At 59.9% G+C, this 26469-nt stretch carries 23 protein-coding genes and 1 tRNA gene; 14 read left to right on the top strand and 10 right to left on the bottom strand.

The window, feature by feature from the left end; translation table 11 throughout:
* Positions 1-55 precede the first annotated feature (55 nt).
* From BEN48_RS10955 to BEN48_RS10945, 3 genes are all read right to left on the bottom strand, one after another.
* Positions 56-2056, bottom strand: a complete 2001-nt coding sequence (locus BEN48_RS10955; protein ID WP_070734808.1) for a glycosyltransferase family 2 protein — start codon at positions 2054-2056, stop codon at positions 56-58.
* A 109-nt stretch (positions 2057-2165) separates the two neighbouring features.
* A complete protein-coding gene (gene recR, locus BEN48_RS10950) occupies positions 2166-2777 on the bottom strand; it encodes a recombination mediator RecR (RefSeq protein ID WP_070734807.1) in 612 nt (203 codons plus the stop codon).
* Between the two features lie 110 nt (positions 2778-2887).
* On the bottom strand, positions 2888-3178 hold the full coding sequence (locus BEN48_RS10945) for an ATP-dependent Clp protease adaptor ClpS (RefSeq protein ID WP_070734805.1): 291 nt from the start codon (positions 3176-3178) through the stop codon (positions 2888-2890).
* Between the two features lie 179 nt (positions 3179-3357).
* On the opposite strand from BEN48_RS10945, the gene BEN48_RS10940 reads away from it, so the two are divergent.
* On the top strand, positions 3358-4044 hold the full coding sequence (locus tag BEN48_RS10940) for a hypothetical protein (RefSeq protein ID WP_241502245.1): 687 nt from the start codon (positions 3358-3360) through the stop codon (positions 4042-4044).
* An 88-nt stretch (positions 4045-4132) separates the two neighbouring features.
* Here the strand turns inward: BEN48_RS10940 and BEN48_RS10935 are convergent, their stop codons facing one another.
* The gene (locus BEN48_RS10935) at positions 4133-4774 is read right to left on the bottom strand and encodes a YceI family protein (RefSeq protein WP_070734802.1); all 642 of its coding nucleotides are present in this window, start codon (positions 4772-4774) and stop codon (positions 4133-4135) included.
* 111 nt (positions 4775-4885) lie between these two features.
* Positions 4886-5341, bottom strand: coding sequence for a MarR family winged helix-turn-helix transcriptional regulator (locus BEN48_RS10930; protein ID WP_070734800.1), 456 nt, complete (start codon positions 5339-5341; stop codon positions 4886-4888).
* A gap of 157 nt (positions 5342-5498) precedes the next feature.
* Here BEN48_RS10930 and BEN48_RS10925 point away from each other — a divergent pair, with 157 nt between their 5' ends.
* A complete protein-coding gene (locus BEN48_RS10925; RefSeq protein WP_070734798.1) occupies positions 5499-6068 on the top strand; it encodes a DUF6799 domain-containing protein in 570 nt (189 codons plus the stop codon).
* A gap of 14 nt (positions 6069-6082) precedes the next feature.
* On the opposite strand, the gene BEN48_RS10920 is transcribed toward BEN48_RS10925, so the two are convergent.
* Positions 6083-7090: an enolase C-terminal domain-like protein gene (locus tag BEN48_RS10920; RefSeq protein ID WP_070734796.1), complete on the bottom strand. Its 1008-nt coding sequence runs from the start codon at positions 7088-7090 to the stop codon at positions 6083-6085.
* Positions 7091-7318: 228 nt separating this feature from the next.
* Between BEN48_RS10920 and BEN48_RS10915 the strand changes: the two genes are divergently transcribed.
* The 5 genes from BEN48_RS10915 to BEN48_RS10895 all read left to right on the top strand — a co-directional run bounded on the left by BEN48_RS10915 (position 7319) and on the right by BEN48_RS10895 (position 14016).
* Positions 7319-8497: a DUF6799 domain-containing protein gene (locus BEN48_RS10915; RefSeq protein ID WP_070734794.1), complete on the top strand. Its 1179-nt coding sequence runs from the start codon at positions 7319-7321 to the stop codon at positions 8495-8497.
* Positions 8498-8756: 259 nt separating this feature from the next.
* Entirely contained in the window at positions 8757-10049 is a 1293-nt protein-coding gene (locus BEN48_RS10910) for a dicarboxylate/amino acid:cation symporter (RefSeq protein WP_241502244.1), read from the top strand.
* Between the two features lie 214 nt (positions 10050-10263).
* Positions 10264-10923: a hypothetical protein gene (locus BEN48_RS10905; protein ID WP_070734789.1), complete on the top strand. Its 660-nt coding sequence runs from the start codon at positions 10264-10266 to the stop codon at positions 10921-10923.
* Between the two features lie 101 nt (positions 10924-11024).
* Positions 11025-11576 carry a hypothetical protein gene (locus BEN48_RS10900; protein WP_070734787.1) on the top strand — a complete coding sequence of 184 codons (552 nt, stop codon included), beginning with the start codon at positions 11025-11027 and terminating at the stop codon, positions 11574-11576.
* A 79-nt stretch (positions 11577-11655) separates the two neighbouring features.
* On the top strand, positions 11656-14016 hold the full coding sequence (locus BEN48_RS10895; protein ID WP_070734785.1) for a hypothetical protein: 2361 nt from the start codon (positions 11656-11658) through the stop codon (positions 14014-14016).
* Between the two features lie 76 nt (positions 14017-14092).
* On the opposite strand, the gene BEN48_RS10890 is transcribed toward BEN48_RS10895, so the two are convergent.
* Positions 14093-14785 (bottom strand): phosphatase PAP2 family protein, encoded by a 693-nt coding sequence (locus BEN48_RS10890; RefSeq protein ID WP_125932590.1) that lies wholly within the window; start codon positions 14783-14785, stop codon positions 14093-14095.
* A gap of 96 nt (positions 14786-14881) precedes the next feature.
* Positions 14882-14963: transfer RNA gene (locus tag BEN48_RS10885), tRNA-Leu, on the bottom strand.
* A gap of 191 nt (positions 14964-15154) precedes the next feature.
* Here BEN48_RS10885 and BEN48_RS10880 point away from each other — a divergent pair.
* The 3 genes from BEN48_RS10880 to BEN48_RS10870 all read left to right on the top strand — a co-directional run bounded on the left by BEN48_RS10880 (position 15155) and on the right by BEN48_RS10870 (position 18907).
* Positions 15155-15838, top strand: a complete 684-nt coding sequence (locus BEN48_RS10880; RefSeq protein ID WP_070734781.1) for a class I SAM-dependent methyltransferase — start codon at positions 15155-15157, stop codon at positions 15836-15838.
* A 90-nt stretch (positions 15839-15928) separates the two neighbouring features.
* Positions 15929-17797 (top strand): M61 family metallopeptidase, encoded by a 1869-nt coding sequence (locus BEN48_RS10875; RefSeq protein WP_070734779.1) that lies wholly within the window; start codon positions 15929-15931, stop codon positions 17795-17797.
* Between the two features lie 90 nt (positions 17798-17887).
* A complete protein-coding gene (locus BEN48_RS10870; RefSeq protein ID WP_070734777.1) occupies positions 17888-18907 on the top strand; it encodes an MBL fold metallo-hydrolase in 1020 nt (339 codons plus the stop codon).
* Between the two features lie 12 nt (positions 18908-18919).
* Here BEN48_RS10870 and BEN48_RS10865 read toward each other — a convergent pair whose 3' ends face one another.
* Complete coding sequence (locus tag BEN48_RS10865) at positions 18920-20245, bottom strand: thioredoxin family protein (protein ID WP_083320976.1); 1326 nt, start codon at positions 20243-20245, stop codon at positions 18920-18922.
* Between the two features lie 18 nt (positions 20246-20263).
* Here BEN48_RS10865 and BEN48_RS10860 point away from each other — a divergent pair, with 18 nt between their 5' ends.
* The 4 genes from BEN48_RS10860 (at position 20264) to BEN48_RS10845 (ending at position 25243) form a co-directional block, all read left to right on the top strand.
* On the top strand, positions 20264-21766 hold the full coding sequence (locus BEN48_RS10860; protein ID WP_070734774.1) for a sodium:solute symporter: 1503 nt from the start codon (positions 20264-20266) through the stop codon (positions 21764-21766).
* 77 nt (positions 21767-21843) lie between these two features.
* Complete coding sequence (locus BEN48_RS10855) at positions 21844-22344, top strand: energy transducer TonB (RefSeq protein ID WP_070734773.1); 501 nt, start codon at positions 21844-21846, stop codon at positions 22342-22344.
* Between the two features lie 57 nt (positions 22345-22401).
* Positions 22402-24234 carry an ABC transporter ATP-binding protein gene (locus BEN48_RS10850; protein ID WP_070734771.1) on the top strand — a complete coding sequence of 611 codons (1833 nt, stop codon included), beginning with the start codon at positions 22402-22404 and terminating at the stop codon, positions 24232-24234.
* Positions 24235-24352: 118 nt separating this feature from the next.
* Positions 24353-25243 carry a DUF2911 domain-containing protein gene (locus tag BEN48_RS10845; RefSeq protein ID WP_070734769.1) on the top strand — a complete coding sequence of 297 codons (891 nt, stop codon included), beginning with the start codon at positions 24353-24355 and terminating at the stop codon, positions 25241-25243.
* 98 nt (positions 25244-25341) lie between these two features.
* Here the strand turns inward: BEN48_RS10845 and BEN48_RS10840 are convergent, their stop codons facing one another.
* Positions 25342-26130 carry an SDR family NAD(P)-dependent oxidoreductase gene (locus tag BEN48_RS10840; RefSeq protein WP_070734767.1) on the bottom strand — a complete coding sequence of 263 codons (789 nt, stop codon included), beginning with the start codon at positions 26128-26130 and terminating at the stop codon, positions 25342-25344.
* Between the last annotated feature and the right edge of the window lie 339 nt (positions 26131-26469).

Here is a 26469-nt window from a genome sequence, read left to right as displayed (position 1 = left end):
TTGGACCGTAAAGCTACGCTCCGGGCACCGGTGACGTGGCCGTGCCGCCTCCTTCCTATCCCAGCCGCCGCCAGCACCTCCACAGCACACTCAAGTCCATGCCGGGCTCGTAATCTTTGGCATACAGCAGCTCCAGCCGCCGCTTGGTCACTTCGTTGAGCGGCGTGCTCGACACCGCGGCATCGGCCGGCGAAAGCACCGCTGGCACGGCCCGCGCCGAGGGGGCCATGTGGCGCAGCCCCACCCAGGTGCGGGTGCCCAGCAGCACCGCCAGGCAGTTGCGCACGTACTGCCCCTTGCTGGCCTGAAACCAGACCAGTCCCGGCGCCAGCAGCAGCAGCCCACCACTGCTCAGCAGGTCGAGCAGGCGTTTGGCGCGCGCCTCCTGGGGCTTGTAGAGGTTGAGGGCAATTTCGAGGGTGTAGTAGTCGCCAGGCGTGTCTTTGCTGCTGCTGCCAATGATGTATTGGCTGTCTTCGGGCAGGATTTTGTAGGCCACCGCCGGCTCGCTGGGCAGGCTAAGCATCAGGGCGATAATTTGGCTGGCAGCCAGGTCTTTGCCGCAGAAAATAAGCTCGTCCAGCGCGTACAATCGGATGATATCGGCCAGCTGGTGCAGCTCGCCTAAGGGCTCGTCGGGCGGCGGTGGACCTACCGGTAGCGGCGAAGCCAGCGGGGTTTCGGTGCGCGCGGCCACGGGTACCACGCTGATGTAGCCTATCACGCGGGCCGGCACGCCGGCCGCTTCCAATAGGCGGCGCACACGGCGGCTTTCGGGCCCGGAGCCTACAATGGCAATGTTTTTAGGCCGACGCTTGCTCAGGCGCAGGTTGCCGTGCCTGGCAAAATGGGCCACCAGCTGCCGGCCCACCACGGCTGCCACCGCCCAGGCCCCGCCCAGAATAATGAGGGCCTTGGAAAAACGCCAGTCGTCCAGAAAATTAGACCCGGCCGAAATCAGCAGCGTGCCCACGAAGATGCCGCGCACCACCCGCGACGTTTTCACCGGCGGGTCATAAGCCCCGCTGATGTAGGCCGAGGTGAGCCACACCAGAATGTAGGCAGGCACGGCCACGGTCAGGTACTGCGGCGGGTAGTTGCCGGGCACAAACTTATGGTTGTGCTCCCAGTAGGACTTCAGAAAGTACATGCCTACCCAAATCAGGCCAGCGTCGAGCAGCAGCGGGGCCGCCCGTCGCAGCAGGCGCTCGAGCAGCGCCGCGCCGGCTCGCAGCCAGATGGCCGCGTTTATGAGCAGCGAAAACAGTCCGGCCCGGCCCGGCGCGAAATGCTGACGGGCAAAAATGACCATGGCCCGGTAAAACACGAACACGAAATTGACGCTGGTGCGCTTGGTGCTCTCGCCCTTGTAGTGAATGATGCGCGTGCCGGGGAAGTAACAGTTTTTCCAGCCGCCCTGCGTGAGGCGGTACGAGAGGTCAATGTCCTCGCCGTACATGAAATAGGCTTCGTCGAGCAGCCCGATTTGGTCCAAAGCCGCTTTGCGCAGCAGCATAAACGCCCCGCTCAGCACCTCCACCTCGTGGGTTTCTTCGGGGCTGAGAAAGCCCAAATGGTAGCGCCCAAACGTGCGCGACTTAGGCATGAGCTTGGCCAGACCAAACATTTTGTAGAACGCCACCGCGGGCGTAGGCAGCGCGCGCTTGCTCTCGGGCAGAAACCGGCCCTGGCCGTCCAGCATTTTCACGCCCAGCCCCCCGCAGTCGGGGTGCGCATCCATAAAGTCGCAGCACGCCCGGAAGGTGTTTTCCTCCACCACGGTGTCGGGGTTCAGCAACAGCTGGTACTGGCCGGTGGCGCGCCGTAGGGCTTGGTTGTTGGCCTTGGAAAAACCCGGGTTGTCGCGGTTGGTGATGAGTATTATCTCCGGAAAGCGGGCCCGCACCATGGCCACTGAGCCATCCACGGAGTTGTTGTCGACCACAAAAACCTCTACCGGCTGGCCCAGCTTTTCCACCGCCCGCCGCACCGAGAGCAGCGCCTGCTCCAGAAAATAGCAGACGTTGTAATTAACAATAACGACGGAGAGCTTCACTTTTAAGCTGTTAGCGGCTGGCTGTTAGCTGTCAGCTTCAAGGGAGGCGATGAGGAGCCGCTCGCGAAGGACCAACAAAGCTAAAGGCTAGCCGCTAATGGCTAACGGCTCATTTCTGGCGCAGGCGGTCCACAATGCTGCGGCCCAGGGTGATTTCGTCGGCGTACTCCAGCTCGCCACCCATGGGAATGCCGCGGGCAATAGTGCTAATGTGTACGTGGGGCAGGTCGCGCAGCCGGCGCGAGAGGTAAAACGCCGTGGTGTCGCCCTCCATGGTGGGGCTAATGGCTAGGATGACCTCGCGTACCTCCGACTCCTCTTCGGCCGCGCGGGCCACCAGCGAATCGATGTGCAAATCGGAAGGCCCCACGCCCTCAATGGGCGAAATGACGCCGCCCAGCACATGGTACACGCCTTTGTACTGGCCCGTATTTTCAATGGCAATCACGTCGCGCACATCCGACACCACGCAGACCAGACTGTGGTCGCGCAGCTTGTTGGCGCAAATGCCGCATTCCTCAGCGTCGGAGATGCTGTGGCAGGTGCGGCAATACGTAATTTCAAAGCGCATCTTGGCCAGCGCTTCGGCCAGCGAAGCAGTGGTGTCCATTTCAGCTTTGAGCAGGTGCAGCGCCAGGCGCAACGCGGTTTTGCGGCCAATGCCGGGCAGCCGAGCCAGTTCGCCTACCGCGTTTTCAATCAGTTTAGAGGGAAACTCCATTTATTCAGCTGTTAGCTTTTAGCCGTTAGCTTTTAGCCTAACCCGAAAGCATATCATTCGCAATGCGGAAGAACAGCTAACGGCTAAAAGCTAAGGGCTAACAGCTGATTTTATATCACTTCGGCCGATATGCCGCGGTCGTGGATGGCGGTGCAAAGGGGCTCCAGTTCTTCGTAACTGCCTATTTTAACGGCACACTTTCCCTTGTAATGAATGAGCAGGGTGCATTGCTCGGCTTGCTCCGGCTGGTGCCCGCACACGTCTATGAGCGTTTTGATGACGTGGTCGAAGGTGTTGACTTCGTCGTTGTACACCACGAGGTTGCGCAGCTCGGCTTCTTCTTCCAGCAGCAGGACGTCCTCTTCTCTCTCAATTTGTGGAATTTGTGGGCGGGTATTCATATCGGCAAAATTACGCAGGAAAGGCCGCGCGGGGCAGCTTGTAATAACTGCAAATCGCGGCGTTTCGTTTCGTTGAAAGCGGCTGTTTCCAAAATAGAACGGCATCCTTTTGCTCCACACCGCTTGGCTACCCAAGCTGGGCCAGCCTGTACCCGGAAAGAGGCTGAAAAGGTGGCTTTATGGTCTCCCGCGACACCTGCCGCCGCAACCCGCGCCGGGCCCGGTCCGTCTTGGTAGGCAACATGGCCCCGGGACCATTCCGGCGTCCCGTTTGTGCCGCATTATTCCCGCTCGATTTCACCCGCCACGTGCCCGTTCCTTCCTCCGATTTCAAAAAAGCCCTCAAGCGCCTCCCCGAAAGCGAGAAGGAGGCCCTGCTCCTACGGGCCGTGCGCCGCGACGCGGAGCTTTACGAAACCTTCCGTTTTGAGCTGCTGGCCGACGTCACCCTGGCCCAGATTCAGGAGGAGGCCGCCGACCGCATCCACGAGCTGTTCAACCTGGCCGTGTCGGGCCGCCTGCTAAACCGCAGCCTCGTGAAGGCCCTGCGCGCCAGCGTGCAGGAAGCTGCCCGGGCCCGGCGCATCACCAAAAACAAGCAGGTCGAAATCGACCTGCTGCTCTACATCCTGCGGCAATGCACCGACAACTACTCCGGGCAGTTTGACAGCGTGTACGATGGATTTTTCAACGCCACGGCCCGTCTGGCGGCCCGCGTGCCGGCCCTGGTCCTCAAAGCCCTGCACGAAGATTTATGGCTGGAATACAAATCCGATATCGACGACGTGCTGGGCCAGCTTCACAACCGCAACAAAAGCCGCCACCTCAAATTCGAGCTGCCCCGGGAGTTTGCTATTCCAAGCTAAATGTTCCCCTGCTACCGCACAAAAAAGACCCTGCCGGTATCGGCAGGGTCTTTTTTTGTGGAGCGGCTCGCGCCATTCAAACCAACGCTTAGATTTTGGCGATGATGTTGAAGGTCAAGTCAAAATCGTCGTAGATGGCCTTGTCGGCAATGGTGTCGGGCAAGGATTTCGACATCGTGGTCAGGCCGAACTTGGTGCGGTCGATGGTCACTTTGCCCGTGGCAGCGGCCACGCCACCTTTCACGCCCACTTTGGCGGGAAAGCTGATGCGCTGCGTCACGCCTTTAATGGTCATGTCGCCGGCGATGGTGGCGTTGTCAGCATTCTTGGCGGCACCCTTCAGGGGCGTTACGCTCAGAATTTTGAAGGTAGAAATCGGGTTGTTGGCAACGTCGAAGAACTGGTTGCTGCTCATGTGACCCACAAATTTGCCCTGGGTTTCGGCGTCTTTGATGTCGGTGGCGTTCAGCGTTTTCATGTCCACGGTCACGGTGCCGCCCACAATGGCGTTGCCCTTCACCAGCAGCTCGCCGTTGGTGAACTGCATGGTGCCGTTGTGGCCGTGGGTTACGGCTTTGCCTTCCCAGCCCAGGGTGCTCAGCTGCGGCTGCAGCTTATAGGCGGGAGCTTTAGTGGCCATTTTGGCGCTGTTCATCTTTTGAGCGGAAGCAGCAGGAGCGCCGCCTAACACAGCAATGGCAAACAAGGCGGGAAACAGGAATTTTTTCATCTAAAAAAGAAATTTAAAAAAACAGGGGGTGATTAAGTCTAAGGATTGAGCCGGAGCGGCGGCGAAAACCGCATAGAAACGGTTCTTTTGCCGGTGCCCAGGCCCGGTGGGTTATTCTTCGGTTCGAATTTTATCCAGCAGCGCGTTGAGCTGCTGCACTTCGGCGGTGCTCAGGCGGCGCAGACCACTTACGTCGATGACGCCATCCTGCTCAATGCGACTGAGCAGGTCGAGCCCGGTGGCGGTAATGCGTATATCGACGGCCCGGCGGTTGGCGGGGCACACGGTGCGCGTCACCAGCTGCTTTTCTTCGAGACGGTCCACTATGCGGGAAGCGTTACTGGTTTTATCCAGCATGCGGTCAATCAGCAGGGCCACGGTGGCGGGCAGCGGGTGCTGCCCCCGCAGAATGCGCAGGATGTTGAACTGCGGCAGCGTGAGGCCGTAGGGCTTGAACGCCGTGGCCTGGCGCAGCTGCAGCCAGCCAGCCGTATACACCAAGTTGATGTGGCCCTTCTGGTGCTCGTCGCGGAAAATGGGCTGTTTGATTTCGTCTTCGATGCGCATAGTAAGGAAGTAGAACTTGCTGCAAATTTATGTACATACATTTAATGTTGCAACATTGTTTCAAATAATAGGAATTATTATTTTCCGAATAAACCGCAAATCACCCAAACCTGGCGCTTCACGTATTTAGACCTATTCACCTCCATTTCCATTCCTTATGTCTCGTATTATCCTGATAACGCTGGTAGGAGCTTGCCTGGCCACAGCACCCCGCTTTGCGGCGGCCCAGGCGGGCGGCTTCCCCGTGCAAACCACGGCCCGCACCCAATTCGTGTTCAAAGACGGCGAGGTAATGCGCCGCGAGGGCAACATGCTCACGCCCCTCACCCAAAACGTCAAGCTGAGCAGCGGCGTTAAAATCAATTACAAAAACGGCATCGTGGAAATGCCCGCCGACAAGATTAATCCGCAGGGCAAGAAGCTGACGCTGCGCGAGGGCGACTACGTGCGCGCCGATGGCGGGGTGGTGTTTGCCACGCCCGGCAGCGCCGCCGCGGCCCGGGGCAAGGCCCCCAACGGCCCCAGCGGCAAGTACACCACCTACGTGCAGCGCGGCCCCGGCTACGCCGACCCGGCCATGCGCGCGTCCCTGCTCGCCAAAAAAGTGGAGCTACTCACCGAAAAAATCAACCTGCTCAGCCAGGGCCGCACCGACCTGCCTAACACCAAGGAGATAGACGACCAGCTTGCCCAACTCGAAACCCAGCTCGTTGCCTCACCCCAGTAGCACGGGCAGGTGAGCTATTCCCGTAGCGTCAGCAGCCCGGCGTGCTCCACTACCAGCCCAAAGGGCTCGTCTTTCACTATCAAGAATCCGTCGAGGTCGTGCACATCAGCCAGCCCGCTGATGTGCAGGGCGGCGGCAATGCCCACGCTGGTTTCCACCATGCAGCCCAGCATGGGCACCAGGCCGTGCTGCCGGGCCATGCGCAGTTGCGCAATGCCCCGGCGGTAGCCCCCCGCCTTCATCAGTTTCACGTTCACTCCGTGAAACTGGGTGGCGATGTTGGCAAAGTCGGCCGTGTCCGTCACCGACTCGTCGGCCAGCAGCGGCACCGGGCTGCGCGGGCGCAGGTAGCGGTACTCAGCGGCTAGGGCGGCGGGCAGCGGCTGCTCCAAAAACCGCAGGTGTAAGCCGGGCAGCGTGACGGCCTGTTCCAGAAAGCGCAGCACACTGTCGGCGTCGGGCCAGGTTTCGTTGCCGTCTACCAGCAGGGCGTGGCCGGGCAGCAGGCGCGCCACTTCGCGCAGCAGGTCCAGGCTTTCGAGCTGGTTGACCTTTATTTTGAGGAGTTGGAACCGGCTGGCGTCCTGAGTCTGCAGAAAATCGGCAATGGCGCCGATTTCCATAATAGGAAGCGAAAAAGCCGTGGGCACGGCTGCGGCCGGGGCCGGCACGCCCAGCCATTGCCACACCGGCTGGCCTGCGCGCGCAGCCAGCCAGTGCACCAGCGCCGCTTCCAGCGCAAAGCTCAGCGCATGCGCCACCGGCGTGGCCGCCAGTAAGGCATCGAGCGCCGCCAGCGAGTCTACCCCGGGCAGGCCCTGGGCTTGCAAGTCCTCAAACTGCTGCAGCAGCAGCGCCGGCGACTCCCCGTAGCGCACGTTGGGGGCGGCCTCGCCGGTACCCGCGCAGCCCTCCCCCGCCACCCGCACCAGCAGGTTGGTTTTGCTGGAGGAGGCGTTGCGCGAAATTTTCCAGGTATAACGTAAGAGCAGCTGCTGGGAGGAGATGGACCAATTGGGCATGTGGAGGAGCGGGGAAACTGGCCCCTAAGATGCTGCCAAAAAAGGGAACCCTGCCCGCGCGCCACCGGACGATTTGGCCCATCTACCCCGCCAAAACTACGTTTCGGATAAATTCCCTGTCGGTTTTAGCAACAAAGGCCATCTTTGTTTATCAATATTAAACCATGGTTTTAGAGCAATTCATTACCGCGGCTCTCTCGTTTCATCTCACATTTTCGCAAAGAATTCATGATTAAACCCTTACTTACTTCGCTTTTTCTGAGCATTGCACTCCTTGCTGGCGGACCCCAGCGGGCACAGGCACAGGCCAATGGCGCCATTCCTTGGTTTACGGTGCAGAACTATGCCGTGGTGGTGCAGAACGGGGCCAACAGCAAGCCGCTGGACAGAAACGTAACCCTGCCTAACGGCATTCAGGTAGAGTACCGCACCCAATCGTTGCGGCTAGCCGATGGCTCACGCGTTCCGATGCAAGAAGGCGACGTGTTGAGTTTGAACGGCGAGTTTATCCGTAAAAAGGCAGAAATCTCGCCGGCTCCCGCGCCGGCAAGGACGGTGGCAGCGGCTCCGGCTCCAGCTGCAACAAAGTCGGTTGCCTCGGCGGCATTTAAGTACCAGCCAGCGGCCCCCGTCAACGGCAAGCTGAAGGGCGTGGTGGAACTCGGAGCCAGCGGCTTCAACATGTTCATCATCCGCATCGATACCAAGCGAAATTGGAAGCTCGAAAAATCAGAATTCGGCAACAGCCTGGTGATGGAGAACATGGCCACCGAGGAAGACATCCGCAACGGTCTCAAGACCTACATCGGCAAGATGCTCGATTTTGGCGTGGCCGGCCGCGACATTCATTTCGTGGTGAGTTCCGGGGCTTCCATGGCCGAGGGCACCCGCCGCATCGTGAAGTCGCTGGAGGCGCTTAAATTCCGGGTCAACACCGTGACGCCGGAAAGCGAAGGCGTACTGGGCCTGCAGGCCGCCATGCCCAAAGAATTTGCCGACAAGGCTTTTGTAGTGGACATGGGCTCGGGCAACACCAAAATTTCTTGGATGGACGGCAGCCAACCCCGTACCAACAGCACCTACGGGGCCAAGTATTATGAGAAGGGCATCGAAGACGCAACCGTGGCGGCCGATGTAAAAGCCAAGGCCGGCCAAGTGCCCACTGGCCTCAGCAAAACCTGCTTCATCATCGGCGGCGTACCCTATGAGATGGCCAAGGCCGTGCGCCAGGGCGATGAGCCGTACACCACGCTGCTCGGTCCCGACGCCTACCCCCAGTTGGGCGGCGCCAAGAGCAAAGCAGGGTTGAATATTTACCAGGCCGTGGCTGCGGCTACCGGCTGCACCCATTTTGTGTTCGGCTACGACACCAACTTCACCATTGGCTACCTACTCAGCCTCCCCTAGCCCGTTGGGCTGAATATGGATTTACGTGCCCCTCGGAAGCCCCGTACCAACTGCGTGCGGGGCTTTTTTGGTCCACTCCATTTGGAAGTTTAGCGGCATCTGATGGGTTACTGTCGGGATAATGCCGTTCTTTAGGCCTTCATTCCGTTTTCACGGCTTTTTTAGTTGCATGACGAAATCACGTTTACCTCTCCTGGCGGCTATCCTATTGCTGATAGCCGGTATAGTTACCGTTCTGGCCGCAAACAATTTACTGGCCATGCCCGCTGCGGTCCCGGTTGCGTTGCGGTGGCTGGCCCTGGTGGCAGTGGCCGCCGCTGCGGCTCCGCGCCGCTCGCTCACCCTCTGGATTGTGGTGAGCATGCTGGTAGGCATTGAGCTCGGCAACGACGCCCCCGATGTGGCCGTCAACTTTAAAGTGCTCAGCGATGCCTTCCTGCGCCTGGTAAAAACCATTATCGCGCCGCTTGTTTTTGCCACGCTGGTGGTGGGCATTGCCGGCCACGCCAACCTCAAGCAAGTGGGCCGCATGGGCCTGAAGTCGCTGATTTACTTTGAAGTCGTGACCACCTTCGCCCTCTTCATCGGCCTGGCGGCCATCAACCTCACCAAAGCCGGTGTGGGCATTAGCCAGGCTGGCGTGAAAGAAGAAGTGCTGGCTGCCGCCCCCAAACAGTCGGCCGCCGACATCATCCTGCACATCTTCCCCGAAAACATTGCCAAGTCCGTGGCCGAGGGCCAGGTGCTGCAGGTGGTCATCTTCGCCATTCTGTTCGCCATTGGCCTGGCCATGACGCCCGAACGCCCCCGCCGCGTGATGCTGGAGTTCTGCGAGAGCCTGTCGGAGGTGATGTTCAAGTTCACCAACGTCGTGATGTACTTCGCTCCGCTGGGCGTGGGCGGTGCCCTGGCCTACACGGTAGGAAAAATGGGTTTCGCTCCGCTTTTCAATGCCCTCCAGCTGCTGCTTACCCTCTACGGTGCCCTCATTGCTTTTGTGCTGCTGATACTGCTGCCGGTGGCCCTCATTGCGCGGCTACCGCTGCGCCGCTTCGTGGCGGCCGTGGCCGAGCCCGTGAGCATTGCCTTTGCCACCACTTCTTCCGAGGCAGCCCTGCCCCGGGCCATGGAGGCCATGGAGGGCATTGGCGTGCCGCGCCGCATTGTGGCGTTTGTAATGCCCACGGGCTATTCCTTCAACCTGGACGGCACCACGCTCTACCTCTCGCTGGCAGCGGTGTTTGTGGCGCAGGCGGCGGGCGTGCCCTTCACCTTTGGCGAGCAGCTGCTCATGGTGTTCACCCTCATGCTCACCAGCAAAGGCGTGGCCGGCGTGCCCCGCGCATCGCTGGTTATCCTGCTGGCTACTGTGGCCTCGTTCAACCTGCCGCCGTGGCCGGTGTTCATCATTCTGGGCATTGATGCCCTGATGGATATGGCCCGCACGGCGGTGAACGTGCTGGGCAACTGCCTGGCTTCGGCCGTAGTGGCCCGCTGGGAAGGCGAGTTCATTGACGACTACCAGGGGCCCGACCCCACGGCGATTGAATAAGGCCCGTCAGGTCCGTATTTAAGCAGGTGAATGGGCGGCCAATTTTCAGGCAGTCGCAGGTTTTTTCGTCTCACTCACCGAGATTCACGCCAATTTATGGTGGGCTTGTGGTAATTTAGCAAACGGTACCAGCCACAGCCGTCTATCATTCGGACTACTGGTACTTTCTATTGTTCTGCTTGTTCTTTTTCCTTACCGTCATTACTTTACATCTATGAAACTTACTAGTCGCCTCGCCCTGCTGGCCTTTGCGCCTGTCCTACTGGCAGCGCCGGCCTGTGTGTCGGTAAAGTCCATGATGAAAGGTCCTCCCACGTCGGCTATCTCCAACCGCCTTCCCGCGTTGGAGATTATGGCTGACCAGGGCCCGCTGGCGATGAACGACGGTGCCCTGCCCGAAGACCCGTTGAAGCTCTTCACCCAAGAGTGCCACGCCAACCTCACCGAGCCCACCGACACCGCCACCTTTGGCTACGCCAAGCTGGTGGTGAAAAAGGTGAAGACCCTGCGCACTGGCCGGGGTCTGCAAGGTATTCAGGTGCTTACTTTCCTGCTGCCGGCGGTAGTGGGCGTGCCCCTGGAGTGGTACAAAACCACGCTGCAGGCGGAGTTGCAAGTGAGCGACGCCTCCGGCAACCTCATTGGCTCTTACGTGGGTACCGGTACCTCCGCTGTGAAAGTGGCCATGTACCACGGCTACTCGCAAACCACCGCGCCGCGACTGGCCGACGTCATTGCCCTACGCGGCGCCATGGCCCAGATTCGCCCCCAGCTCGATACCGCCACGGCCCGCCTGCGGCCCCTGTTGCTAGCCGGCGGCACCGTAGACAACCCCACGCTGCCTTCGTCCTCGGTAGTTACTGGTAGCCGGTAGGCCATCGCCGCTTTCTTCCACTGACCTTACCAGGGCCCGTGGCGCTCTCCTTCTCTGCTAGCGAGGGGGCCGAGCGCCACGGGCCTTATCTTTGGATGGCTATGGCTCTTCTTTCTTTCTTCCGTCCAACTACCGTCTTTCTTCTCGGCGCGCTGCTCTTTAGCGGCTGCTGCGCAAACAACACCTGCGACTGCCAGGACGCCCGGGCCGATGCCATCAACCTGCGGTTTTCGTCGGCCTTCACAGCAGCCGACCTGGATACCATCGTGGTGCAGCGCTCGCCGCTCCCCTTTTCTGCCACCAACAAGGTAGAATCGGTGACGATAATCCGAACGGCGGCCCAGCTCCGCGATACCCTGCGCATTAACAACAATGCCCCCTTTCCGCAGGTGAGTACCACCAAGCTCGATGGCTACCGCTACGTAATCCAATACCTGACGCAGCAGCCCAAAAGCAAGCCGGCAGCCACTACCTTGCTCATAATTAACGAAGTGGCGCTTAGTGGCCGCCTCGATGGCGACGGCTGCTGCACCTGCTACATCAACACCGAAAAAGTAGTGAACGCCACCAAGCCCAAGGGCGCCACCACGGCCGCCGACAGTACCTTCACCATCGACCTGAACCAGAAGCCCGTTATTGAGCTGACTAAGTAGCCAGGACGAGGCGGCTTGCGTATAACTTGTACTTGCCGCGCTGCACCATTTGGCCCGCAACCGGTATATTACCATACTTATGCCCGTTGACTCCCCTACCCTTACGCCCCCGCCGGTACCCATCGTACCGAAGCCGGCTGCGCCCTTCGCATTTCCTTTCCGCTCCACGCTCAGCCTGGAGCCGCTGATTGACTATTGGACCAAGCGCGAGCAAGCTAGCAACGCCGGGGTGGTGCTGCTGGCGCGGGCCATTGGCGAGCAAGTGGACCAGGCGCCCTGGGCCCGCGGCCCGCTCACCGACTATTCGGTGCTGGAATGCAACTGCGACCTAGTGGAAACCCTGATGCTGGCGGTGTTTCCGCCGGCGTCCTTTGCCACTGACATCAGCGGTGTGGTGGCGCCGTTTCAGCGGCGCAGCTTCTACTCCACGAAGCTGTTTCAGGAGGTAATGCTGAACAAGGAGGGCATCATCAAGCAGCCCCTCAACATTGACATGACCGCCATGGAGCGGCAGATGGGCCTGATGGCGTACCACTTGGTGCTGCACCGCGTGTATGGAGCCGAAATGCCGCCATTGGGCACCATAGTATTTACGGTACCCGACTACCAGATTGGCCTGTATCGGCACTACGGAGTAGATTTCAACTCCGATTTTGTGAACGTGAAAGTAGTAGGCGAGCCGCCGGTGCTTACGCCCGAACAAATGGATTTGCTGGTGCACAACCGCCACCGGCCCGACCTGTGGCAGTCGCTGCTGCCGGCCGAGCATTTTGAGTTGGAAGGCTTCAACGTCATTCAACTGGTGGACATCACGGACCAGGAAATACTCTCGGAGCTGAAATACGACCTGCTGGAGCGCGACGTGCTGCAAACGCCAGCCCGTTTTGAGCAGATTCAGGAAAAGCTGCGGGTGTTGTTTTCGCAGCCTTCGCTGCAGCTCGGCATTGCGGCGTACGACGAGAAAAAGCGGGCTTTTGTGGATTTCGGGCGCAAAATCAACCACAGCTTTCTCACCAAGCAGGTGCAGCATCAGTCGGCCGACAGCAGCTTCCGACAGCTCTACGACCGGCTGCTGCGAGAGCGGGACCCACTGGTGCTCAAGGACGTGGCCACGGCCGATATTCCCGAGGACCTGCGCGCGCAAATCATGAGCCTGGGCACGCGCTCGGCCATTCTGGCGCTGCTGCCCTACGGCAACGACACCGTGGGCCTGCTGGAGCTGGGCACGCCCGATGTGAACGGGCTCGACGAGTTTGAGCTCGACAAGGTGGCGCAGTTCCTGCCCTTGTTTGCCGTGGCCGTGAAACGCAACGCCGAGGACTTGCAGGCCCGGGTGCACGCTATTATTCGGGAGAAGTTTACGGCCATCCACCCCACCATGGAGTGGCGCTTTATGGACGCGGCCCGCAACCTGCTCACCCAGCTTGAAGCCGGCAACCGCACGGCCGAAATGGAAGCCATTGTGTTTGAGGACGTGTACCCGCTGCACGGTTCCTGCGACATCAGGGGCAGCAGCACGGTGCGCAACGAAGCCATTCAGGGCGACCTGATTGAGCACCTCACGCTGGCCAAGAAAGTACTGAATAAGGCCTCCGAGTTCCAGCAGCTGCCTATTCTGGACGAGCTGAAGTTTTACGTGACCAAAAACCTGAAGCGCCTGAACGAGGGCATGCTTTCCGGGGATGAGGCCAACATCTACGACTCGCTGAAGCGCGAAGTTGAGCCGCTGTTTGAGTACCTGGCCACGCACACGCCGGAGCTGCGGCCGGTCATCACCAAGTACTGGAGCAACATTGACCCCAAGCTGGGCATTCTCTATAAGCGGCGTCAGGATTTTGAAACCAGCATAACAACGCTTAACGATGCCGTGAGCGACTACCTCGACGACGAGGAGGAAAAGGCGCAGCACATGTTTCCGCACTACTTCCAGCGGTATAAGACCGATGGCGTAGAGTTCAACATTTACGTAGGCGGCACGCTGGTTGACAACAAGCCCTTCGACCTGGTTTTCCTGAAAAACCTGCGCCTGTGGCAGTTGCTGACCATGGTTGAAATCACGCGCCGCACCGCCGCGCTGAAGGAAACCCTGCCCGTACCGCTGGACACCACCCAGCTGATTCTCATTCACGGGCAGCCGCTTAGCATCCGGTTCCGGCAGGACGAGCGGCAGTTTGACGTGGACGGTGCCTACAACATTCGCTACGAAATCATCAAAAAGCGGATTGATAAGGCGACGGTGATGGGCACCGGCGAGCGGCTGACGCAGCCCGGCACCATTGCCCTGGTGTATGCCCAAAGCCGCGAGGCCATGGAGTACTTCGAGTACATTGACTACCTGCAGGACCGGGGCATGCTGGAGCTTGAAGTGGAGGAACTGGAGCTGGAAGAGCTACAGGGCGTGAAGGGCCTGCTGGCCCTGCGCGTACGCGTGCGGCTTTAGCGGCAAGCAACTGCAGCAGCAGAAACGGGGCGATGCGGAGCTGTTAAGGCCCGGCATCGCCCCGTTTTTGCGTAGGTTATTCGGACAGGGTATCGGCTCCCATTACTTCCTTTTCTTCTTTCCAGAAAAGCCGGATGCCGAGGCGACAGGCCACGAGCCAAGCGGCTCCGCCGGCAAAGCCTGCCAGCACGTCGGTGGCGTAGTGAGCGTGCAGGTACACGCGCGTGAGGCCGATGAGCAGCACCCACAGCAGCAGCGGCACCACCCAGCCCGGCCGCCCAAAGTGCCGGGCCAGCAGCCACGCCAGGCAGCCGTAGAACGTGACGGCCAGCATAGCGTGGCCGCTGGGAAAGCTCAGGCCAAGCGTTTCCAACAGGCCGTTGCTGGGCCGGGGCCGGTTAAAATAGGTCTTCAGGAGTTGATTGAGGATGATGCCGCCCAGCATGGCCAGCACCAGGTGCCAGGCCTCGCGGGTGTGGCCGGCGCGGTGCAGCAGCACCGGCACCACGATGCCCGCCGGCAACAGAAAGGGCAGCGCCGCAAAAAAGGTAACGAAACGCACCGGGCCGGTAAGGCCGGGAAACCGGTACCGCAGCTCGTCCATCAGTCCCCCGGCCCAATCGTCGAGGGCCATGGAGTTATTTACAAACACTACCCGGCTCATGTAAAAAAACAGGGCAAATCCCGCCACAAACAGCACGGCGCCGAGCACCACTTCGGCCGTGAGCAGGCCAATGAGCGTTAATAAGCGGGATGTGAAGCGGTTCATAGGCAGGTGGGAGTAAGCCGGCAGGGCCACGGGATAATAGCCCAAATACGCAAAACGAAAAAAGCCAGCCCAAATGGGCTGGCTTTTTCAAAAACGTGCGCTCGGGGAGACTCGAACTCCCACACCTTGCGGAACTGCCGCCTGAAGACAGCGCGTCTACCAATTTCGCCACAAGCGCATGCAGTGGACAAAAAGCCGCTCTTTCCGTTAGAAAGTGCGGCCTTTTGATGATACAAAGATACGGCCCTATTTCGCGGCGGCGCAACATACGCAGCTTTTTTTTCGTGTTTTGTGCTGTCTCAAGGGCATCGGGGATTGTTTCTCAGTTACTTGCCAGCGCATATTTTCTTGACTGTTTCTGTTTTATACATGCCCAACCCCGCTGCCAGTGCCCCTCACCTGCCACCGTCGCCCCCGCCGCCCACGGGTTTTGATGCCGTGGCCTGGTGCTACGACGCCATGGCCGGGCTGGTGTTTGGCCCCGCGCTGAAAAAGGCCCAGCGGGCCGCGCTGGCGGGCCTGCCCGCGGGAGCGCCCCGGGTGCTGGTGCTGGGCGACGGCACGGGCTGGGCACTCACCGAGGTGCTGCAGCTCCGCGCTGAGGCCACGGTCCTGTACCTGGAGGCCTCTACCAAAATGCTGGCCCGTGCCCAGGCCCGGCTGCACCGCGAGATGCCACAGGCGGCTGCCCGGGTTGAATTCCGGCACGGTACGCAGGCCATGCTGCAGCCCCACGAACGGTTTGGGGCACTGGTCACCTTTTTCGTGCTGGACTGCATTTCCGCCAGCGAAATCACCCAAGCCCTGGCGCAGCTACGGGCGGCCATGCGGCCGGGCGCGGTGTGGCTCCTGGCCGATTTCCGCCCTGCCCACCGGGGATGGCGCTGGGTGCTGCTTCGGCTGATGTACGCTTTTTTTCGCCTTACTACCGGCCTGCGGGCCCGCGAACTGCCGGACCTGCACCCGGCGCTGAAGCGCCTCGGACTGCGCCCGAAACGCTCCGCAGCCTTTTTTGGAGGAGCCATGGAGGCTACCGTGTTTACTGAGGCGTAGCGGGGCGGCGGTACTGCAATTTTTCCGCAACTTTGTACGGCCTCACTGATTCCACTGGCTTCCTTTTTGGGCTTATCATCCTCATTCTCTATGAAATTCACCATTACAGCCGCCCTTCTATTAGCACTGGCGGGTGGAGCAAGCGAGGCACAGGCACAGGCCAAGCCTGATACCGGCCCGGCGGTGCGCTATGCGTTATCGTTTCCCAACGCGGTGCACCACGAAGCGAAAGTGACCGCAACGTTTACGGGCCTGCCCAAGGGGCCGCTGCACGTGCGCATGGCGCGCAGCTCGCCGGGACGCTATGCCCTGCACGAATTTGCGAAGTTTGTATACTACGTGGTGGCTACTGATGGTAGCAACCACCCGTTGCCGCTCAATCGCCCCGACCCTTACGGCTGGGACGTGACGCCGGGTGCCGACGGCACCGTGGTGTTCAGCTACACCCTGTATGGCGACCGCACCGACGGCACCTACGCAGGCATTGACCAGCAGCACGCACACCTGAATATTCCCGCTACCCTGTGCTACGCCACGGGCCTGGAAAGCCGGACGGCGGAGGTAAAATTTGACCTGCCCGCCACCTGGAAAGTGGCCACGCAGCTGCGCCCCGGTGCCGATAAAAACACCTTCACAGCCCCCAACCTGCAGTACCTGATGGACAGTCCGGTGTCGTTGGGGGCGCAGCAGGTGCGTAGCTGGCAGGAAGGCGACCAGACCATCGAGCTGGCCACGCTCTATGCGGGCCCAGTGGCCGAGGTTGACGCGTACGCCAAGAAGGTGCAGCAGGTGGTGAAGGAGCAGAAAGCCATTTTCGGCGAGTTGCCCACGTTTGATTTTGGGCGCTATACGTTTATTGCCAACTACTTGCCCCAGGCCACCAGCGACGGCATGGAGCACCGCAATTCGACTTCGGTGACCAGCCCCCGCCCGCTGACTGAGGCGGCGGGCACCCGCAACCTGGGCACGGTATCGCACGAGTTTTTCCATGCCTGGAATGTGGAGCGCCTGCGCCCGCGCGACCTGGAACCCTTCGATTTCCAACGGGCCAATATGAGCGACGCCCTGTGGTTTGCCGAAGGCTTTACGCAGTACTACGGCCGGCTGGCCCTGCGCCGGGCCAATCTGATTAAGGACAGCGAATTCCTGGAAGATATTGCCCGCTGGGCAAACCTGCGGCAGAACAGCCCCGGTGCCCGCTACGCCTCCCCCATTGAGATGAGCCAGCATGCGGCGTTCATGGATGCCGGTACCAGCATCGCCCCCCTCAACGCGGCCAACACTTACCTCTCGTACTACGACCAGGGCGCGGGCATTGCGCTGGTGCTCGACCTGGAGCTGCGGCACAGCTACCGCACCACCCTGGACAAGTTTATGCAAGCCATGTGGCAGCAGTACGGCCAGAAGCAGAAGGCCTACACCCCCACCAACCCCTACACGATAAAGGACCTGCAGCGCGTGCTGGGCGAGGTGAGCAAGGATACGGCGTTTGCCAACCGGTTTTTCCGGCAGCACGTGTACGGCCGCGAGCAGCCGCGCTTCGCTGAAGGCCTGCTGACGGCTGGCTTGGCGATGGTCCCGGCGCGGGTGCTGGGCACGGCCCTGCAGCGCCAGCTGGAGTTCGATGGCGAAGGGCGCATTTTGGTGGCGGTGAATACCCAGACCGGCTCGGGCCTCTACAAAGCCGGCATCGACCGGGGCGACCAGCTGGTGGCGTTGGATGGCAAAGAGCTAAAAAGCGCGGCCGACCTTGAAGGCGTGCTGCGCAAGCACAAGCCCAGCGACGTGGTTTTTGTGAAGGTTAAAACCCGCAGCGGCGAGGAAAGAACCACGCAACTTATTCTGGAGGAAGACCCCAATGCGCAGGTAAAACCGGTGGAAGAAACAGGAAAAATGGTATCCACGCCTGCCCAGAAAGCGCTGCGGGAAACTTGGCTGGCCAGCCAGGCGTCAAAATAAGTCGTAGTCCCGGCAAGAAACTGCCTGGGGCAATAAAACCAGTCATGCTGAGCGGAGTCGAAGCATCTCTACCGCAGTAGTAAATAGAAGATGGCCAAACGCATTTCCTACCTGCGCAACGAGCAACTGCCCACCGTGCGCGCCGGCTACCCCGGCAACAAGGTGTTCGGCAACGAATTTGCCAACGGCGAAGTGCTGTTCGAGCCCGCGCTTTCCACGCTGCTGAAGTGGCAGCTTTCGACCAATCCGCAGAAAGCGGAGAAGAAGACCGATACCTGGGTGCCGGCCGTGGTGGCGTGCGACGCCGCTTTCTCAGCTACCGAGGACCTGCTGGTGTGGCTGGGCCACGCCAGTTTCCTGCTGCGTGTGGCGGGCGTCACGCTGCTCTTCGACCCAGTGCTGTTCGGCTCGCTGGGGTTGCGGCACCGCCACGCCCTGCCCTGCCGGCCCGAAGCGGTGCGCGGCATCGACTACCTGCTGCTCTCGCACGGGCACCGCGACCACCTGGACGAAAAAACCATGCGCCTGCTGGCCACTCAGAACCCGCAGATGCAGGTGCTCTCGTCCCTGCGCATGGCCGGGCTGCTGCGCGATATGGCACCGGGCATTGCGGTGCAGGAGGCCAGTTGGTGGCAGCAGTACGACCTGGGCCCCGATTCGCCGCTGGATATCTATTACCTGCCCGCTGCCCACTGGCACCGCCGGGGCCTGGCCGATGTGAACCGCGTGCTCTGGGGCAGCTTCCTGATTCGGGACCGCGCCGCCGACAAGCTCCTGTACTTCGCGGGTGATACGGCCTACGGCGACCATTTTGAGGCCATCGAGAAGCTGTTTGGGCCCATCGATACCGTGCTCATGCCCATTGGCGCCTACAAACCGGCCTACATGATGGCCCAGAGCCACGTGAACCCGCACGAAGCCGCGAAGGCCGCCAACGTGCTGCGGGCAGGCCACGTGGTGCCCATGCACTACGGCACGTTTGATTTGTCGGACGAGCCCGCTTCTGAGCCGCTCCGGCAGCTCACCGATATCACGGCCAGCGGCATGCTGCGGGGTGAACTGCACGCGCCCGCCGTGGGCGAGGTGCTGCACTGGCAGGACTGGGAGTAATCCTGAGCGGCTTTATTTCTTGATTTCTGCTAAAAACGCGGTGGCGTCTCTGGGGCTTTCTCCCGCTTTGGTGGCAGCGGCAATTGCTTCGGTGGCCACAATGGTAGCTTCCGCATCGTTGCCGAGCTTATGCAGCAGCTTGGCCCGCGCCACCAAGTATGTCTGCGTTTTGGCAACCCTGATGGCTTGCAGAATTATCTGGTCTGCTTTGGTCAGCAAAGACTGGTCCTCGACAAAAGCGGTGAGATAGACGGTGGCTTCGTACAGCGTATGACTGTCCTGTGCGGTAAACTGCTGCCCGTAGGCAAGGATGGCCTCAACGTAGGCGGGCCAGTTGCGCTGCCGCTGGCTGAGAAGGTACTGGATGTGGGCAACGTCCTGCCACTGCTTGCTTTCACCTGGCAGCAGTTGGCCGATTGATTGCTGAAATTTCCCTAGCCCAACCAAGTCATTTTTTCCACCAAAAGGCCTGGCAGCTTGGCTGATGATGTTCAGGGTTTTCCTGCTAACCGCTTCCTGCCCAAACTGCGACACAAATGCGGGTTGATGCTGGAGAAAGTACCGCGATGCCGCCGACTCGTAGGCCACGTTTTGGTTGAAAATGTATTCCTGATTTTTCGGAGAAGCCATTTCCTGGGCGCTCTGGGTTTTCAGGTACTGGTCCGTTACCTGATTACAAAGCGCTTGTTCTTGCATGATACCCGGAGCGCTGCTCAGGCTGTACAGCAGCCCTGGCGTCCGGTCGCCCTTAGCGTAACGTTCTTTCAGCGCAAAGTATGCCTTGCTGGGGTTGAGGGCATCTTTTCCATCCTCAATAAATGCAGCGGCGGGTTTTCCGCTGCCGCTTCGGTGGAGCGGCTTGCCTTCGGGGGTGAAGTATAGGTAAGCGGGCAACGACTGAATACCGTACTTACTGGCCAGAACTTTGCCCTCGCCTTCATCAATATTGGCCTTGTAGCTCACGAAGTTGGCGTTGTAATAACGGGCCACCGCACTATCGGGAAACACGTCGCGCGCCATGCCCACGCAGGGGCCGCAGCTGGGCGACCATGCATAGAAGAAAATGGGCTTGTGCGTCTTTTTGGCCGTAGCAAGCACTTCTGCCCATTTTATTGCCCGAAAGTTAAGGGCGGTAGTTTGGCCCTGCACGGCAACAGCGCAGAACAGAAAAACCCAGAGGAGAAAGTGACGCATGCAGCAATAGAACCAGGGAAAGTAATGCCGGCCACGTTGTACCCAGCCATTGAAGGCCTGAATATAGGCGCCCGCGCCGCTACCTGTTAGCTTTGCGGATTCCTGTTGCGCTGTTGCTACTAAAAGCCAACAGCTAATGGCCATTGGCTAACAGCTTATAAAATGTCACCTACTCTCGTTCTAAGCCTCGTTGGAGGATATTTTGCTGTCCTCATCGTCATTGCCCTGCTCACTTCGCGGGGGGCAACGAGCGAAAGTTTCTTTGTGGCCAACCGCAACTCGCCGTGGTATATGGTGGCGTTTGCCATGATTGGCACCTCGCTCTCGGGGGTCACGTTTATATCGGTGCCGGGCAATGTGTACGGCAAAAGCTGGAGCTACCTGGCAGTGGCCATGGGTTTTGTGGCCGGCTACGTGGTCATCGGCACCGTGCTCATGCCGCTGTACTACCGGCTGCGGCTGGTGTCCATCTATACATATCTGGAGCAGCGATTTGGCTACTGGAGCTACAAAACGGGCGCGTTGTTCTTTCTGATTTCCAGGTCGTTGGGCTCGGCGTTGCGGCTGTACCTGGTGGCGGGCGTACTGCAGCTGGCAGTATTTGATGCTATGGGCGTGCCGTTTTCGGTAACGGTGGTGGTCAGCATCATGTTCATTTACCTCTACACGTTTAAGGGCGGGCTGAAAACCATTTTGTGGACCGACACTTTCCAGACGCTGGCCATGCTGAGCTGCGTGGGCCTGAGCATCTACTTCATGGCCGATGAGCTCAATTATGGCTTTAAGCAGTTGGTTTCTTCGGTGCTGGACAGCCCGATGTCGCAGGTGTATTTCTCGGATTTCCGGGACGATAAGTTCTTCTGGAAGCAGTTTGCCTCCGGCATGTTCATCACCATCGTGATGACGGGCCTTGACCAGGACCTGATGCAGAAAAACCTGAGCTGCCGCAGCCTGGGCGAGGCCCAGAAAAACCTGTTCTGGTTCACGCCCGTCATCGTGGGCGTCAACATCATGTTCCTCACGCTGGGCGTGCTCATGTACCAGTACGCGGCGGCCCGCGGCCTGCAGCTGGAGCAGCTGCCGCAGCTGCTGAACCTGAACGGCTCGCTGAACACCGACAAGGTGTTCCCGTTCCTGGCTACCACGCAGTTTTCGCTGGTGGCGGGCGTCATCTTCATTCTGGGCATCATTGCCGTGACCTACGCCTCGGCCGACTCGGCCCTGACCTCGCTCACCACGTCGTTCTGCGTCGATTTTCTGAACATTCAGCAATACCCGGAAAGACGGCAGACCACGCTGCGCCAGCTCACGCACCTGGGCTGGTCGGTGGTGCTGATTGTTATCATCCTGATTTTTAGAGTGTATAACAACCAGAGCCTGATTGATGCGGTGTACAAGGCGGCGGGCTTCACCTACGGGCCGCTGCTAGGGCTTTTCGCCTTCGGCATTCTCACCAAGCGCAACCTGCGCGACCGGTTGGTGCTGCCCACCTGCGTCACGGCCGTGCTCCTGACCTGGCTTATCGTATCGCATTCCGTGGAATGGCTGAACGGCTACAAGTTTGGTTTTGAAATCCTGCTGCTCAACGGCGCGCTGGTGTACCTGGGCCTGCTGGCCATCTCGCGGCCTGCCGATGTGAACCCGTTGCCCCAGGCGGCGGTTTAGCTATTTATCGAATTGTCGAAATATTATGCTGGCCGGTTCGTCTACCTTTCGGAGACGGCCTTTATCCTATCCCTTCTATGAACAAGACTTTTTTCTCGCTTTTAATGGCCCTGGCGGCCTCCCCGGCGGCATTTGCGCAGCAAACCGCGCCCGAGGCCACCGACCAGAAAACCATTGTGCTCAAGCCGGGCAGCATGCAGGTGCAGGCCAAGCCCGCCGCCAACCGCCCCGACCGCGCCCCGGTGTACCCCGGTGGGGAGCAGGCGCTGGGCCTGTTTTTCCTGCAAAACATCAATTACCCGGCTGCTGCCAAGGCCAAGCAGCTTTCCGGCGTGGTGCTCGTGAATGCCACCGTGAACGTGGACGGCACCGTGACCAACCCCGTGGTGGCCAAGGCGCTCTCGCCCGAGTGCGACGCCGAGGCCCAGCGCGTGGTGGCCCTGATGAGCGGCTGGCAGCCCGCCATGCGGCGCGGCCGGCCACTGCCGGTCCTCATTCAGCTGCCCGTGCCTTTTGGAGGCGCCGGCGAGATGAAAGTGGAGCAAACCCGCCGCCAGCCGCTCAACAAGCAGAAGTAATAATTTTATTTGTGTGCGGGCACCGCCCGCGCACGCCCCTGATTCCCCAAGCAGTAGATGGCCCGTAGCGGATTGAATACCAGCGGCGACGGCGCGCCCGACGCCCCCAAGCCCAAGTTTACCAAAGAAGCCTTCCGACGCAGCCTGCGGGTGTTTCGGTACGTGCTGCCCTACCGGGGCACTTTCATTGCGGGCATGGTGCTGCTCGTGCTCAGCAGCAGCACCACCATGCTCTTTCCGTGGATAATCGGCAAGCTGGTGGACGTGGCCAACGGCCGGGCCGTGGCTTTGCCGGGCGGGCTCACGGTGGGCATCAACCGCATTGCGCTGGGGCTGTTTGGCGTCATCGTGCTGCAGGGGATTTTCTCGTTCGGGCGCATCTGGTTTTTTACCCGCGTGAGCGAGTTCACGGTGCGCGACATCCGGCAGGCGCTCTACGCCAAGTTTGTGAGCTTGCCCATTCCGTATTTTGAGAAAAACCGGGTGGGCGCCATCACCTCCCGCATTACCTCCGACGTGGCCCAGATTCAGGACACGTTTTCGGTAACGCTGGCTGAGCTTTTCCGGCAGGTGTCCACGCTGTTGGCGGGCATCGTCTTCATCATGGTGGTGTCGGTGAAGCTCTCGCTGTTTATGCTGGCCACCTTCCCTCCTATTGTGGTACTGGCCATGGTGTTCGGGCGCAAAATCAGGGTGCTGTCCAAACTCACGCAGGACGAACTGGCCAAGGCCAACGTGGTAGTGGAAGAGACACTGCAGGGCATCAACACCGTGAAGGCGTTTACCAACGAGCAGTTTGAAACGCGCCGCTACACGGCCTCGCTCACCAATACGGTGCGGGCTGCGCTCAAGAGCAATCTGTACCGCGGGGCGTTTGTGTCCTTCGTTATCATCGGCTTGTTTGGGGGCATTATTCTGGTGCTGTGGCGGGCGGCCACGCTCACCCAAACCGGCCAGATGACCATTGGCGACCTCACCTCATTTGCGCTGTACACCATGTTTATCGGTGCCTCGGTGGCGGGCCTGGGCGAGCTGTACGGCAAAGTGCAGAGCACGCTGGGCGCTTCGGAGCGCATTCTGGAAATACTGGACGAGGCGAGCGAGCCTACCCATTTGCCACTGCCCGCCGGCCAGGCGCCGCTGCAGCTGCACGGCAACATTGAGTACCGCAACGTGGCCTTCACCTACCCCACCCGGCCCGATTTGCCGGTGCTGCAGGACATTTCGTTTGACATTACTTCCGGCGAAAAAATTGCGCTGGTCGGCCCCAGCGGGGCGGGCAAAAGCACCATTGTGTCGCTGCTCATGCAGTTCTACGAGCTCAGCGGCGGCGAAATCCTGATTGACAACCGGCCCATCAACAGCTACGACCTCACGGAATTGCGCCGGCACATCGGCATTGTGCCGCAGGAAACGCTGCTCTTCGGCGGCAGCATCCGCGAGAACATTGCCTACGGCAACACCTCGGCTACGGACGAAGAAATAATAGCGGCGGCGCGCAAGGCCAATGCCTGGCAGTTCATTTCCTCTTTCCCCGAATCCCTGGACACGGTGGTGGGCGAGCGCGGCATCAAGCTCTCGGGCGGGCAGCGGCAGCGCGTGGCTATTGCCCGCGCCATCCTCAAAAACCCGGTTATTCTGCTGCTCGACGAAGCTACTTCGGCACTGGATTCCGAGTCGGAAAAGCTGGTGCAGGGCGCCATGGACGAGCTGATGAAAAACCGCACGTCCATCATCATCGCCCACCGCCTGAGCACGATTCGCAAAGTCGATAAAATCCTGGTCATCGACGGTGGCCGCATCGTGGAGCAAGGCTCGCACGAGGAGCTGGCCGATAACGACAACGGCCTCTATGCAAACCTGCTGAAGCTGCAGTTTGAGCTGAGCTAAAAATCAAACCGGAAAATAGTTGCGAAACCAGCTCCTGGCTTGTTCTAAACTCGAAACCCGCGCCCTAAGCGCGGGTTTCGTACTTTTATATCCCTCACCAACCTTTTCCCCTTTACCCATGAGCAAGTACTTGCTAAGCCTCCCTGTTGCTTTCGCTACGGCCGTTACCTTGCTGGCTGCCCCGGCTGCCCAGGCCCAAATCAGAACGCCCGCCGCCAGCCCCCAAAGCACCATCACGCAGCGCGTGGGCCTGACGGATGTTACCATTGTGTATTCGCGGCCGAGCCTGAAAGGCCGGGCCGTATTTGGAGACAAAAGCCCGCTGGCTCCCACCGGCAAGCGCTGGCGCACGGGCGCCAACAACTCCACCACCATCAAGTTTTCGGACGATGTGACGGTGGAAGGCAAAAAGGTGGCGGCCGGCGAGTACGGCATCTACACCATTCCAAACAAGACCGAGTGGATGGTGGTGCTCAACAAAAACACCAAGCTGGGAGCCGATGTAGACGGCTACAAGGAGGACCAGGACGTGGCCCGCTTTTCCATCAAGCCCTACAAAATGGGCAGCAAGGCGGAGACCTTCACCATCAATTTCACCGACCTCACCCCCGCTACTGCCAACGTGGCCATGGAATGGGAAATGACCGGTGCTAAATTCAAGATACTGGCTGATGTGGACAGCAAGGTGATGGCGCAGATTGACGAGAAAATCACCAACAACGCCAATCCAACCCCCGGCGACCTCGCCGCGGCGGCCGTGTACTACGCCGACAACAACAAGGACATGAAGCAGGCCGTGGCCTGGATGGAAAAAGCCAACGCCACCGATGCCAAGTTCTGGAACCTGCACTCGGAAGCCAAAATGCGCCTGAAAATGAAGGACTACGCCGGCGCCATGAAAGCTGCAGAAGCTTCCAAGAAAGCTGCCCTTGCCTCCACGCCCCCCAACGGGGAGTACGTGAAGATGAACGAAGACCTGATGGCCGACGCCAAAAAGGCTGGTAAATAAGGTGCTTCGTTGAAGCAAAAAAAGGCCGCAGCACTAGTGCTGCGGCCTTTTTTGTGGTCATTGGAGTTGGGAATCTCCAACCAACCGCTACCGCGACGCTACGCCGCCGGGTGCAGCTGGTTGTTCATGATGGTGGCCAGCATGGAATCGGGCAGCACCAGGCTGGTGAAAAAGTTAACCTTGGCCGCCATGGTGGGGAGGCTGCGGGCGCCGCCTTCCATGAGCACGTCGTAGCCTTCCTGGGCTACCTCCCGGGCCGAGGCAGTGTTCTGGGCGGCGCGGGTGTTCTCGGCGTGGGCCGTACGGAAGAAGTTGGTGTCGGTGGGCGGCGGGCACAGCACGGTCATGGTAACGGCCGATTTCTGCTGCTTCAGCTCGTGCTGCACAGCTTCGGTGAAGCTGAGCACGAAGGCTTTGGTGGCCGCGTACACGGCCTGGCAGGGGCTGGGCGTGAATGACGACAAAGACCCCACCTGCAGAATCCGGCCCACGTTGCGGGCCTGCATGTCGCGCAGGTACAGCTTGGTCAGGTGCACCAGCGCGGTCACGTTCACCTGAATAATGGCCAGCTCCGTGTCCACGTCGGTATCGGAGAAGTAGCCGGTTTCGCCAAAGCCGGCATCGTTGACGAGGGCGTCAATCCGCAGGCCGCGGGCGGTGGTTTCGGCGTAGAGCCGGTCGGGGGCGTCGGGCTGGCTCAGGTCAAACGGCAGCAGCACGATGTCAACTTCCTCGAATTCCTGATGCAGCAGGCGGGCAGCCTCCCGGAGCTCGTCGAGGTGGCGGGCTACCAGTACCACCCGGTAGTCGTCGCGGGCAAAGCACCGGGCCAGCTCGAAGCCGATGCCACTCGATGCGCCAGTAATTAATGCGGTTTGGTCATTCATGGCATGAGGGATTTAGGTGTGAGGGATTACATCGAAAACCGCGTAGCTATCCGATTTAGCAGCCAAGGCTACAAGTCACTGGGGCCCCTTGATTGCCCTGAACAGGCAGGCGCCGGTCATGGCTCAGCGGTTATAATAGTATAATATACCAATTTTTTTCTTAACAATTATAATACGCGCTTATGGTAGCGCTTTTAATTGCTGCGGTTAAAAGTGGCATTACTGCTTCATGTTGCGTTTCCCTTACAATGTCCTACATCCCAAATCAAACCCCATAAAAAGACGTCATGCGCATCTGGTGTCCGCGTAGCCGGAGCATTTCCACCGCGCCTCTTGTCA

It is taken from the genome of Hymenobacter glacialis (assembly GCF_001816165.1).
In the GTDB taxonomy this organism is placed as follows: domain Bacteria; phylum Bacteroidota; class Bacteroidia; order Cytophagales; family Hymenobacteraceae; genus Hymenobacter; species Hymenobacter glacialis.
This window is presented reverse-complemented; position numbering and strand designations above follow the sequence as displayed.